Source organism: Serratia sp. HNCC26DJ244 (assembly GCF_057180565.1).
The window spans coordinates 30,403-42,665 of the sequence record NZ_JBXUGO010000002.1 but is presented as its reverse complement, the minus strand read 5'-3'; the positions used below and the strand labels follow the sequence as shown (position 1 = coordinate 42,665).

Genomic DNA, 12,263 nt, shown 5'->3' with positions numbered 1-12,263 from the left:
TATATCGTTGTTCAGTAAGTTGGCGGCGTAGCCGTGGTCAAATTGAAGCCGACGCTGCGATAGGCTTTATAACGTTCGCGCGCCAACTGTTTCAAGGTATCTTGGTAAGGGACGAAGTCTACCACTTCCTGGAAAGCAGTAGCAAAGTCTACAAACTGGGGTAACAGGGCAATCAGCAGTTCCCGTGGCGCATTGCCGCGTTTACCTGGCCAGCACAGCTCCACTGGGGCACCAAAATTTGGCCCTTCACCGGCCAGATTATGTGGCACAAATTGGTGAGGGTCGCGCTGCCACAGGGCTTCATCCAGCCGTTCAGCCTGCTCCTGGCTTTCACAGGCAATCAGCACCCGTTTGCCGGTACGCCAGTGCTGTGCAGCAACCGCACAGGCCAGTGCCTCGTGCGCACTGAGCATACCGATGGGCTGGTCATTTTCTAGCAGGTAAAACGTTGCCTGTTTCATGGTGACTTGATTGCCGTTGATAAGAAAAATTCGGGGCGCAACCAGTGCGCCCATCTTGCATGATTATATACACAATAGCGTTCAAGTTGCAGCAGGGAGCAATGGCATCGCCCCCTGCCGCCAGCATGGCGACGGCTATTTACTCGTCGCCGTTTAGACCGGCCCTATTGAGCAGAAACTGCGCCAGCATCGCCACCGGTCGGCCTGTCGCCCCTTTGTTTTTACCTGAACGCCAAGCAGTACCGGCGATATCCAAGTGTGCCCAACCGTATTTGCGAGTAAAACGCGCCAGGAAACAGCCCGCGGTAATCGCCCCACCAGGGCGGCCACCGATATTCGCCATATCAGCAAAGTTGGAATCCAACTGCTCATAATACTCTTCTGCCAGCGGCAAACGCCAAGCGCGGTCCCCTGCCTGTTCAGCCGCGCCCACCAGTTCATGTGCCAGCGAATTGTGATTCGACATCAAGCCAGTCAAATGGTGGCCTAATGCGATCACACAGGCACCGGTCAAGGTGGCAATATCAATCACCACCTCGGGTTCAAAACGCTCCACATAGGTCAGGGCATCACACAACACCAGGCGGCCTTCTGCATCGGTGTTCAGGACTTCCACGGTCTGGCCAGACATGGTGGTCAGCACATCGCCTGGGCGGTAAGCGCGCCCACCCGGCATGTTTTCGCAACCGGCCAGCACACCGATCACGTTCAGTGGCAGATTAAGTTCTGCCACCACACGCATCACGCCGTACACGCTGGCCGCGCCACACATGTCATACTTCATCTCATCCATGCCATCCGCGGGTTTGATCGAGATGCCACCGGAATCGAAGGTCAGCCCTTTACCCACCAGCACGATAGGCTTGGCCTTCGGATTGGGGTCCCCTTTATATTCCATCACAGACATCAATGATTCATTTTGCGAACCAGCACCCACCGCCAGATAGGCGTTCATGCCCAGCTCTTTCATCTGCTGTTCGCCGATCACTCGCGTGGTGATACGGCTACTGAAGGCATCTGCCAACTGGCGTGCCTGCGAAGCCAGATAGCCGGCATTACAAATATTAGGCGGCATATTGCCAAGATCTTTCGCCGCTTTAATACCGCAAGCCACTGCCAGCCCGTGCTGGATAGCACGTTCGCCACTGGTCAGCTCCCGGCGTGTAGGCACGTTGAAGACCATTTTACGCAACGGACGGCGCGGCTCCACCTTGTTGCTTTTCAGTTGATCGAAGGTGTAAAGCGTTTCTTTGGCCGTTTCTACCGCCTGGCGCACCTTCCAGTAGTTGTTACGGCCTTTAACATGCAGTTCAGTCAGAAAGCAGACTGCCTCCATGGAGCCGGTATCGTTAAGGGTATTGATGGTTTTCTGAATCACCTGCTTGTATTGGCGTTCATCAAGCTCGCGCTCTTTGCCACAGCCAATCAGCAGGATACGTTCAGAGAGAATGTTTGGCACATGGTGCAGCAGCAAAGTCTGACCAACCTTACCCTCCAATTCACCCCGGCGCAGTAATGCGCTGATATAACCCTCACTGATTTTGTCGAGTTGTTCGGCGATAGGTGACAGGCGGCGAGGTTCAAATACCCCGACGACAATACAAGCACTACGCTGTTTTTCCGGACTACCGCTTTTTACACTGAACTCCATGCACACTCCTGAATCTTAAAGACAACGGCGGAAGCTACAGCTAAAATGGTTTATCCTCACCTTCATTCGTGCTGCCAGAATGTAGGCTGCAACTTGAATGAACTTGGGTATATACTCCCCACGAGCTCCGCCACTGAGGTAACTAACAAGGTTAACCTGAATGGTGTAAATTGTTCTGTTTCGGCACTGATAGGTTCATTCCTATCGTATCGCCAAGCAGCTTGATATTTTAAGGCTATTTTAGCTGTGAAGGTTGCCACATGATGAGAAAAAATGGCGGATTCGCGATGAACCTATCTATTTTCCTGCAAAAAGACAAGTTTTCACAGGCGTAACAAGCGTGATTATTATTAGATATCTAGTACGGGAAACACTGAAAAGCCAAATTGCCATTCTGTTTATCCTGCTTCTGATCTTTTTTTGTCAGAACCTGGTCAGGGTGTTAGGCGATGCGGTAGACGGCAATATCCCAACAAATTTAGTCTTGTCGCTGCTGGCCTTGGGTGTGCCCAAAATGGCACAGCTCATCTTGCCATTAAGCCTGTTTCTTGCCCTGTTGATGACACTTGGCCGGTTATATACCGAAAGTGAAATCACCGTGATGCAAGCCTGTGGGCTCGGTAAACGCACGCTGATTATCGCCGCGATGGTATTAGCACTGTTTACCTCACTCGTAGCAGCGGTGAACGTCTTCTGGCTGGGGCCCTGGGCGGCAAGTCACCAAGATAGCGTTATTGCCGAAGCCAAAGCCAACCCCAGTATTGCCGGGTTGACGGAGGGGCGTTTTCAATCCTCCCAGGACGGTAATGTCGTGCTGTTTGTCAGCAAAATAAAAGATAATACCTTCACGGATGTGTTTCTGGCACAACTGCGCCCCAGCGGCAATCAGCGTCCTTCGGTAGTGGTGGCTGAACACGGGGTCATCACCCAGAATCCTGATGGTTCGCAGGTCGTGATGCTGGATAAAGGAACCCGTTTTGAGGGTACCGCGTTACTGCGTGATTTCCGCGTTACCGACTTCACCGATTATAAAGCAATTATCGGCCATAAAACGGTGACTACGGATAACAACCAGAGTGACAAGTTGCTGATGAGAACGCTGTGGAAGTCGGACGATCCCGATGCCCGTGCTGAGTTACATTGGCGCCTGACGCTAGTGATTTCTGTGGTATTAATGGCGTTATTGGTGGTGCCACTGAGCGTGGTCAACCCACGCCAAGGCCGGGTAGTCAGTATGCTGCCAGCGATACTGCTGTATCTGATCTTCTTTTTGTTGCAAACCTCAATACGCTCCAATGCAGGAAAGGGCAAAGTGGACCCGATGCTGTGGATGTGGCTGGTTAACCTGATGTATTTCGTACTCGCGCTACTACTTAACCTGTGGGATACCGTACCAATGCGCAGACTGCGTATGCGCCTGAGAGGAGCCGCCTGATGTTTGGCGTATTAGACCGTTATATCGGCAAGACGATTCTGAACACCATCATGATGACCCTGTTCATGCTGGTATCACTCTCTGGCATTATCAAGTTCGTCGAGCAACTGCGTAACGTTGGCAAGGGGGATTACACTGCCTTGGGTGCCGCCATGTTTACGCTACTCAGCGCACCAAAAGATATCCAGATCTTCTTTCCCATTGCTGCTTTGCTGGGATCATTGCTCGGCCTGGGTGCTTTGGCTACCCGCAGCGAACTGGTGGTGATGCAGGCTTCGGGATTCACCCGTTTGCAAATCGCCGGGGCGGTGATGAAAACCGCCATTCCACTGGTGTTACTCACCATGGCGATTGGTGAATGGGTAGTACCGCAAAGCGAACAGATGGCACGTAACTATCGTGCACAGCAGATGTATGGCGGTTCACTGCTGTCCACTAAAGGCGGCTTGTGGGCAAAGGATGGCAACGATTTTATCTTTATTGAACGCGTATCAGGAGAAAAGGAGCTTTCCGGCGTCAATATCTATCACTTTAATGATCAACGCCGTTTGCAAACGGTGCGTTTTGCTGCCAGCGCCAATTTTGAAGATGGCAAATGGCAACTTTCCCAGGTAGAAACATCTGACCTGACTGATCCTAAACAAGTGACCGGCACGCAGACCTTGACCGGGGTTTGGCACACCAACCTGACACCCGACAAACTCGGGGTGGTGGTGCTCGATCCTCAATCGCTCTCTATTCGCGGGTTACACAGCTATGTGAGATATCTGAAGCAAACAGGGCAAGAGTCTGACCGTTATCAGTTGGATATGTGGAGTAAAATCTTCGCCCCGCTCTCCGTGGCGGTGATGATGCTGATGGCGCTGTCATTTATCTTTGGCCCGCTACGCAGCGTAGCAATGGGGGTTCGGGTATTGTTCGGCATCAGCTTTGGTTTTGTCTTCTATGTACTGAATCAGGTCTTTGGCCAACTGAGCCAAGTCTACAACATACCGCCGATCCTCGGTGCCGTGCTGCCGAGCCTGTTGTTCTTGCTGATTAGCCTGCAAATGTTGCTGAAGAGGAGATAGCCATTTCTCCGCAAACCCGGCTAATGGCCGGGTGCTTCCTGCTTCCATGCATTGACGCCCATGGGTTTTGGGCATCAATGCCTAATCCTGTCACTCTGCCTGACCTCGGGCACTCAATAATACAATCCCGGCTTCCTGATAATCTGCCGCATCTTCTGGCAGACGATCCAGCACGATAGTGTCGATTTGTGCCGGGGTAGCAAATTGCGCCAGTGAGGTATTGCCCAATTTGGTATGGTCACACACCACAATCACCTGATTGGCATGTTCCACCATGCTACGTTTGGTCTCTGCCAGCATAATGTCGGCGACACAGGCACCCTGATTGAGGGAAAGGGCATTCACCCCCATAAAGGCCTTATCGATATTCAACGTATCCAGCAGTGAACGGCCATTGATCGCCACCGCACAGTGGTAGCCTTTTTTAACCACCCCGCCCAACAGCACAATCTGGACAGATTCCACATCTTCCAGGCTTTTAGCGATCATAAAATCGTTGGTAATTACCGTGATATTGCGACGTTGGCGAATATGGTGGGCAATCTGCAAGGTGGTGGTGCCGGTATCCAGCACGATTATATCGCCATCTTCTACCAGGCTGGCCGCTAACTGGCCAATCTGCTGCTTGGCGGCGAGGTTCACTTCGTTACGTTGATCAGAACTGATTTCAAAACTGGCCCGGGTACGCAGAATGGCCCCACCGTGAGTGCGGGTCAGCATGCCAGCATCTTCCAGGATGCGTAGATCGGTACGGATGGTGGCGCCAGAAACATTGAAATGTTCGCTCATCTCCCCAACGGATAACTTGCGCTTCTCTTTCAGAATAATGAGCAGTCTTTCTTGGCGCTCCTCTGCGTACATAGATACTCCCAGTGGACAAAACGATGTGCGGGTAATATACCCCGCGCAGAGAAGGCTGGCAAAAGGGAGCATCGGACGATTAATGCCAGCCATACGGCATACCAACCCACCGTTCACCTACCCGATATGCCTCATGATACCTATTTAGCACCAGGATCTACTGGCTAAGATGCGCTATTGTAATAGGTATATTTTTGACGTAACAAGAACCTATTAACCTCAACAGTAAGTAAACCATGCAAAATCGGCTGACAATCAAAGATATCGCCCGTCTGAGTGGCGTAGGTAAATCCACCGTATCACGTGTCATCAATCATGAAGGCAGTGTAAGCCCACAGACCCGTGAACGGGTGGAAGCGGTGATCCATGCTCATGGCTTTACCCCCTCAAAATCAGCACGGGCGATGCGCGGTCAGAGTGACAAAGTGGTAGCGATTATTGTTTCCCGTCTTGATTCTCCATCAGAAAACCAGGCGGTGCGCACCATGTTGCCACTCCTCTACCTACAGGGTTTTGACCCTATCGTGATGGAAAGTCAATTTGACTGCCGCCTGGTGCAGGAGCACCTTAAAATACTGCAACAGCGTAATGTCGATGGGGTGATCCTGTTTGGCTTTACTGGCCTGACTGCCGACATGTTTAGCGCATGGCAGGATAAAATGGTGGTAGTCGCTCGTGAATATGCCGGTATCTCTTCAGTCTGTTATGACGATGAAGGTGCAGTAAAACTATTAATGCAGCGTCTGCACCAACAAGGCCATCGCCATATTAGCTACCTTGGCGTGCAAAGTACCGATGCCACCACCGGGATGCGTCGCCATCAGGCCTACCTGGATCACTGCCAACAATACCAAATCCCCCCCGTCGTCGCGCTGGGGGAATTGAGCTATCAGAGTGGTTTTCAACTGGTTGCCAGTGTGATCAAACCTGATACTACCGCGCTGGTGTGTGCCTCAGATACCATCGCCCTCGGCGCCATAAAATATCTGCAACAGCAGCAGATCGCCCCGTTGCAAGTGTGCGCCATTGGCAATACGCCAATGCTCAACTTCCTGTTCCCTGAAACAGTTTCTGTCGATCTGGGTTATGGCACTGCCGGACAACAAGCGGCACAACTGTTACTTGCTCAATTGAGTGGTAGCCAGGGTATTCGCCAAATCGTTATCCCCAGTCAACTGGCCTAACCGCAAAGGTCTGGGTAGACACACTGCCTAGCCCTTCCCGCTGCACTTATTCTGTGATCATCCACTCGTAATGGGAACGTTCCCATTTTATAAAAAACAATAAATGGATAAGCTCATATACTTAAAATAATTCGAGTTGCTTGATAAAACGCTAGGCGTTTTGAACAGCGCTTGCGCTGGCCCTTTAAGGCGAGGCTCATGGACAAGACGAGTAACTGCAGCCAACACCCAAGCAGCTTGAAGAATAAAGTGTATAGCCATCACACCTCTGCGTCTCACTAATTACGAAGGGTCACATAATGAGTAAAGTTCAGCAGCAGGACATTAATCGCTTGATAGTGCTGGTGGGTGGCCGTGAAAATGTCGCCACCGTCAGCCACTGTATTACCCGCCTGCGTTTTGTGCTTAACGATCCCAGCAAAGCCAACCCGAAAGCGATCGAAGAACTACGTATGGTCAAAGGTTGTTTTACCAACGCGGGGCAATTTCAGGTGGTGATCGGCCCTGAAGTAGGGGATTACTATCAGGCGTTAATCACCACCCTCGACCTTAAGGAAGCGGATAAAGAGCAGGCCAAGCTGGCAGCTCGCCAGAATATGACCTGGTTTGAGCGCGGCATTTCCCATTTTGCCGAGATCTTCTTCCCGTTGTTACCGGCACTGATCAGCGGTGGTTTGATCCTCGGTTTCCGCAATGTGATCGGCGATATCCCGATGTCCGATGGCAAAACGCTGGCCCAGATGTACCCCGCCTGGAAAACGATTTACGACTTCCTATGGTTACTGGGTGAAGCCATCTTTATGTTCCTGCCCGTTGCCATCTGCTGGTCTACGGTGAAAAAAATGGGGGGAACCCCGGTGCTGGGTATCGTTATGGGGGTTACCCTGGTATCACCGCAACTGATGAACTCCTTCCTACTCGGCCAGCAAATACCCGACGTGTGGAACTTTGGCTGGTTCACCATTGAGAAAGTGGGTTATCAGGCACAAGTGATCCCGTCGATCCTCGCGGGGATCACCTTAGGCTGGATCGAAACCCGCTTGAAAAAGATCGTGCCCGACTATCTGTATCTGGTTATCGTGCCAGTAGTGTCCTTATTGTTGGCGGTGTTCCTGGCACATACCTTGATCGGGCCATTTGGCAGAATGGTTGGCGATGGTGTCGCCTGGGTAGTGAAATGGGTGATGACCGGCAGCTTTGCCCCGATCGGCGCTGCGTTGTTTGGTTTCCTGTATGCGCCGCTGGTGATCACTGGTGTACATCAAACCACGCTGGCGATTGATATGCAGATGGTGCAAAGCATGGGGGGAACCCCGGTCTGGCCACTGATAGCCCTGTCCAACATTGCTCAGGCTTCGGCGGTGGTCGGTATCATTATTGTCAGCCGCAAAGTGAATGAACGCGAAATTTCGGTACCGGCGGCCATTTCCGCCTACCTCGGCGTTACCGAACCGGCCATGTATGGTATCAACCTCAAATACCGCTTCCCCATGTTGTGCGCGATGATCGGTTCTGCCATTGCCGGCCTGATCTGCGGCCTGACGGGGGTGCTGGCCAATGGCATCGGTGTGGGTGGTTTGCCCGGTATTCTGTCGATTCAACCCCAATTCTGGTTGATCTATTCCCTGGCTATCCTGATTGCGGTGGTGATCCCGCTGCTACTGACGATGATGGTTTACAAACACAAAGCCAAACGTGGCGATTTACCACAATAAACGCCCCCAGACGTCACTCAAGCGACAGCTAACCGTGCTGTCGCTTGGTGCGGGAAACAGGTTACAACCTAAAGGTATGACTATGAGCAATCCAATCCCTTGGTGGCAGAATGGCGTCATCTATCAAATCTACCCCAAAAGTTTTCAGGACAGCACCGGTAATGGCTTTGGTGATCTGGCTGGGGTCACCCGGCGGCTGGACTACCTACAAGAATTGGGCGTTGATGCTATCTGGTTAACCCCCGTCTATGTCTCTCCACAAGTGGATAATGGCTACGATGTGGCGGACTACTGCGCCATCGATCCAGCCTACGGCACTCTGGCCGACTTTGAACATCTGGTCGCACAGGCCCACCAGCGCGGCATCCGTATTGTGATGGATATGGTATTTAACCATACCTCTACCGAGCACCCCTGGTTTAAAGCGGCGCAGGACCAGCACAGCCCACTGCGCCAGTTCTATATCTGGCGCGATGGTACTGACAACGCACCCCCCAATAACTGGCGTTCCAAGTTTGGCGGGAACGCCTGGCAATGGCATGCACCAAGCAGCCAATACTATCTGCATCTGTTTGCCACCGAACAGGCGGATTTGAACTGGGAACACCCCCCGGTGCGCGAAGAACTGAAAAAGGTTTGTCAGTTCTGGGCAGATAAAGGGGTTGATGGCTTACGCCTTGATGTGATCAATCTGGTTTCCAAGCAGCAAGATTTCCCTGATGACAATCAGGGCGATGGCCGCCGTTTCTATACCGATGGGCCACGAATCCACGAATTTTTGCAGGAAATGAGCCGGGATGTGTTTCAGCCACGCGGCTTGATGACCGTGGGTGAAATGTCATCCACCTCATTGGCGCACTGCCAGCAATATGCCGCGCAAAGTGGTCAAGAACTGTCGATGACCTTCAACTTTCACCACTTGAAAGTGGACTATGCCGATGGACAAAAGTGGACATTAGCCGCCCCCGATTATGTTGAGCTCAAGCGGATCTTCAATCACTGGCAGCAAGGCATGCATAACCACGCCTGGAATGCGCTGTTCTGGTGTAATCATGACCAACCGCGTATCGTTTCACGCTTTGGTGACCAAGGCGCACTGCGGGTCACCGCCGGCAAAATGCTGGCGATGGTGCTACACGGTATGCAAGGCACCCCCTATATTTATCAGGGGGAAGAGCTCGGTATGACTAACCCCGGTTTTAGCCATATCGAACAGTATCGCGATGTGGAAAGCCTGAATATGTATGCCGAACTGCATGCTCAAGGCAAGAGTGATGAAGAACTGTTGGCAATCCTGGCCAGTAAATCTCGTGATAATAGCCGCACCCCAATGCAGTGGGACGATACCGCCAACGCTGGCTTTACCCGTGGAACGCCCTGGATCAGTTGTGCCGATAATTACCAGCAAATTAACGCCAAAGCGGCATTGGCTGACCCGAACTCGGTGTTTTACGCCTATCGCCACCTGATTGCCCTGCGTAAACAGTACCCGCTGTTAACTTATGGTGACTATCAGGACTTGGCGCCCACTCATCCCGCTTTGTGGTGTTATCAACGCAGTTGGAATGGGCAACGGTTATTGGTGGTCGCTAACTTGAGTAGAGAACCTTTACCTTGGGATGCCGCAGGTGTTGAACTGGCTCAACTGTGGCGGCCATTAATCAGTAACTATAACGATTGCATCGAACAGCCGCAAAGCAGCCTATTGCGGCCATTCGAAGCCATCTGGTGGTTATTGGAATAAGGATTTTAATTCAATCTATTACCGCAGGAATCATTTGTGTCGTGACTCGCCTCTTACCTGAGGCAAGTCACGATTATGGTCGTGTTCAAACTCCACGCCAGGGAATATTAGAACTTACCGCGTAATTTATATCCGTCATACTTCAAATTGCATGTGTGTTGGCTTTAGTTACTCGCCTCATCCATGAGGCTCGCCCCTATCGGGGCCGCTGCAAGCAGCGTTCAAATCCGCTCCAGGCGGATTTGTCGCTCACCCCAGTCACTTACCCGTGTAAGCTCCTGGGGATTCTCTGCGTCGCCGCCTTCCTGCAAAACGAATTATTTAGGGTATAGTCGAAAAATGCAATAAACCGATTTTAACAGAGCTTCTATCCTGGCATTCTGAATAAAGGCAGATAAACCTGGAACTACCAAGACCCATCACCTTGATTTCCGCCAACTTCTTTCCGACCAATCAAATTAGAACTTTCCTAAATATAGCGTTATAATTCTTCACTGGCTCATTTTTGAGCTTTTATGGTGCGGTTTTTACACTATGTGACTTATTTTTAAGGGATAATAGATGAAAAAGGTAACAGGAATTATTTTTGCTACAGTCCTTCTGGCATTAGTGGGTAATACAGCAAATTCAGCAAGTAGTTCAGGTGGCAACTTTTCAGCAACGCAAGAAACATTATCATCAGATAACAAAGCGGACATTAAGTCAGATTTAACTGATTTAATTCGCCTTATGAAAGCACATAATAGTGATGTAGCTAAAATAAAAAGTGAATTATCAGAAGCTGGAAAAAAAGAAGATGCTGATGGAATGATTAAATCATTTGATAAAGTCAAATCCAGCGTTATAGAACTCACCAACCAATTGAAATCGCTGACCATTAAAAGCCAAGAATTACAAGATATCAGAATGGACATAGTTACAAGCAATGATATCGGAATTATATTGTTAGATTTCGTTAAAAAGAATATTGAACTTAATAAAAAAGGGCAATCCCTTTCTGAAAGTGAGGTTCAACAAATGAATTCTCTTCAGGAAAAATCTGTCACCCTAATGAAGATATATGGGGAAAAACTGAGCAAATTGAATAAAGAATACAATATTCAATAAATTACTCTAATTACTGGAAATATATTTTTATACCCACGTTCAATAAAGTGATAAGACAAAACACAACGCTTGCATTGGGCTGTTGGAAGAGCCTCAGGGAAGAGGCGAGTAACGCACGACTTGCAGTATGAGGAATATATCCTGCTTTTAATACATCGGTTTGCGTGGTGCAATTTTTATACTATGACACTTAATCTGCAGGGATAGCATAGGTTTTAAGGAGAAATAATGAGAAAACTAATCACTGCTATCTGTGCTACAGCACTCTTGGCATTATTAAGTCATACTGCTCATTCAGCAAGCTTTTCCGAGGGTAACGCATCAACAAAGCAAGAAATGTTATCAGCAGATAACACGCCAGACATTAAAGCAGATTTAACTGCTTTGAATGATATTATTAAAAAATCCGACACCTTCACGAAAAAGTTGCCAAACGAGTTATGGAACGCAATGAGTAGCCCTAATAAAGAAACGAAAGAAAAAGCATTTGAAAATATGATATCCAACTTTGAAAAAACCAATGAACAACTGATTAATTGGCAAGTTAAAAGCAAAGAAATACAAGAAATGAAAGAGGAATTCATTACGATAAATTAATTATCGAGCAAAATCACCAAATACCTTAATCATCCAGATAAACTTTCGGAACAAGATATTAAAGAAATGTTATTACTTCAGAATAAACTTATTCCCATGCAGGCTGGTTTTCAGCAGCATCTTGATAAGTTAAATACCAAACATAACAAATAATTATACTTGCTAGGTATTAAATGGTGACGCCCCCGCCACCTTTCAACCGGCAGAGATATTTCCCGTACAGAAATCACCCAATAAAAAATAGGCTCCGCCCCTGAAAGAGAATAACGCCTCTCATATCAACCGACCCTTTCCCGCCCTATCATTTCTCATCATCACCGTTTGAATAGTGATTCTCAGAAGCTTGATAAAATTGTCTTGGGATTAATCCTTTACCTCACCAAATTTAGACCTCACTACGCAAAAATAGGGTTTTACAACCCACATGGCGCGGTACCA

At 49.5% G+C, this 12,263-nt stretch carries 10 protein-coding genes; 7 read left to right on the top strand and 3 right to left on the bottom strand.

Features of this window, described 5'->3' with window-relative positions; genetic code table 11:
- Positions 1-11 precede the first annotated feature (11 nt).
- Together AC2A06_RS01815 and pepA are read right to left on the bottom strand one after the other, a co-directional pair.
- The gene (locus tag AC2A06_RS01815; protein ID WP_037386431.1) at positions 12-461 is read right to left on the bottom strand and encodes a DNA polymerase III subunit chi; all 450 of its coding nucleotides are present in this window, start codon (positions 459-461) and stop codon (positions 12-14) included.
- Positions 462-600: 139 nt separating this feature from the next.
- A complete protein-coding gene (gene pepA, locus AC2A06_RS01810) occupies positions 601-2,112 on the bottom strand; it encodes a leucyl aminopeptidase (RefSeq protein ID WP_484379165.1) in 1,512 nt (503 codons plus the stop codon).
- A 340-nt stretch (positions 2,113-2,452) separates the two neighbouring features.
- Between pepA and lptF the strand changes: the two genes are divergently transcribed.
- Both lptF and lptG read left to right on the top strand, forming a co-directional pair.
- Positions 2,453-3,547: an LPS export ABC transporter permease LptF gene (gene lptF / locus AC2A06_RS01805; protein WP_484379164.1), complete on the top strand. Its 1,095-nt coding sequence runs from the start codon at positions 2,453-2,455 to the stop codon at positions 3,545-3,547.
- Positions 3,547-4,617, top strand: coding sequence for an LPS export ABC transporter permease LptG (lptG, locus tag AC2A06_RS01800; protein WP_473196100.1), 1,071 nt, complete (start codon positions 3,547-3,549; stop codon positions 4,615-4,617). Before lptF ends, lptG begins: the two co-directional genes overlap by 1 nt.
- Positions 4,618-4,707: 90 nt before the next feature.
- On the opposite strand, the gene AC2A06_RS01795 is transcribed toward lptG, so the two are convergent.
- Positions 4,708-5,478: a DeoR/GlpR family DNA-binding transcription regulator gene (locus AC2A06_RS01795; RefSeq protein ID WP_023489585.1), complete on the bottom strand. Its 771-nt coding sequence runs from the start codon at positions 5,476-5,478 to the stop codon at positions 4,708-4,710.
- A gap of 236 nt (positions 5,479-5,714) precedes the next feature.
- Between AC2A06_RS01795 and treR the strand changes: the two genes are divergently transcribed.
- The 5 genes from treR to AC2A06_RS01770 all read left to right on the top strand — a co-directional run bounded on the left by treR (position 5,715) and on the right by AC2A06_RS01770 (position 11,825).
- Positions 5,715-6,662: a trehalose operon repressor TreR gene (treR, locus tag AC2A06_RS01790; RefSeq protein WP_484379163.1), complete on the top strand. Its 948-nt coding sequence runs from the start codon at positions 5,715-5,717 to the stop codon at positions 6,660-6,662.
- A 299-nt stretch (positions 6,663-6,961) separates the two neighbouring features.
- The gene (treB, locus tag AC2A06_RS01785; RefSeq protein ID WP_023489583.1) at positions 6,962-8,377 is read left to right on the top strand and encodes a PTS trehalose transporter subunit IIBC; all 1,416 of its coding nucleotides are present in this window, start codon (positions 6,962-6,964) and stop codon (positions 8,375-8,377) included.
- A gap of 82 nt (positions 8,378-8,459) precedes the next feature.
- Entirely contained in the window at positions 8,460-10,121 is a 1,662-nt protein-coding gene (treC, locus tag AC2A06_RS01780) for an alpha,alpha-phosphotrehalase (RefSeq protein WP_484379162.1), read from the top strand.
- Positions 10,122-10,682: 561 nt separating this feature from the next.
- Entirely contained in the window at positions 10,683-11,228 is a 546-nt protein-coding gene (locus AC2A06_RS01775) for a hypothetical protein (RefSeq protein WP_484379161.1), read from the top strand.
- A 228-nt stretch (positions 11,229-11,456) separates the two neighbouring features.
- Positions 11,457-11,825: a hypothetical protein gene (locus AC2A06_RS01770; protein WP_484379160.1), complete on the top strand. Its 369-nt coding sequence runs from the start codon at positions 11,457-11,459 to the stop codon at positions 11,823-11,825.
- The last annotated feature ends 438 nt before the right edge of the window (positions 11,826-12,263 follow it).

Excerpts from the sequence above, each read along its gene's own strand:
- AC2A06_RS01815 (WP_037386431.1), bottom strand. The coding sequence starts at position 461 with ATGAAACAGGCAACGTTTTACCTGCTAGAAAATGACCAGCCCATCGGT.
- pepA (WP_484379165.1), bottom strand. The coding sequence starts at position 2,112 with ATGGAGTTCAGTGTAAAAAGCGGTAGTCCGGAAAAACAGCGTAGTGCT.
- lptG (WP_473196100.1), top strand. The coding sequence starts at position 3,547 with ATGTTTGGCGTATTAGACCGTTATATCGGCAAGACGATTCTGAACACC.
- AC2A06_RS01795 (WP_023489585.1), bottom strand. The coding sequence starts at position 5,478 with ATGTACGCAGAGGAGCGCCAAGAAAGACTGCTCATTATTCTGAAAGAG.
- treR (WP_484379163.1), top strand. The coding sequence starts at position 5,715 with ATGCAAAATCGGCTGACAATCAAAGATATCGCCCGTCTGAGTGGCGTA.
- treB (WP_023489583.1), top strand. The coding sequence starts at position 6,962 with ATGAGTAAAGTTCAGCAGCAGGACATTAATCGCTTGATAGTGCTGGTG.
- treC (WP_484379162.1), top strand. The coding sequence starts at position 8,460 with ATGAGCAATCCAATCCCTTGGTGGCAGAATGGCGTCATCTATCAAATC.
- AC2A06_RS01775 (WP_484379161.1), top strand. The coding sequence starts at position 10,683 with ATGAAAAAGGTAACAGGAATTATTTTTGCTACAGTCCTTCTGGCATTA.
- AC2A06_RS01770 (WP_484379160.1), top strand. The coding sequence starts at position 11,457 with ATGAGAAAACTAATCACTGCTATCTGTGCTACAGCACTCTTGGCATTA.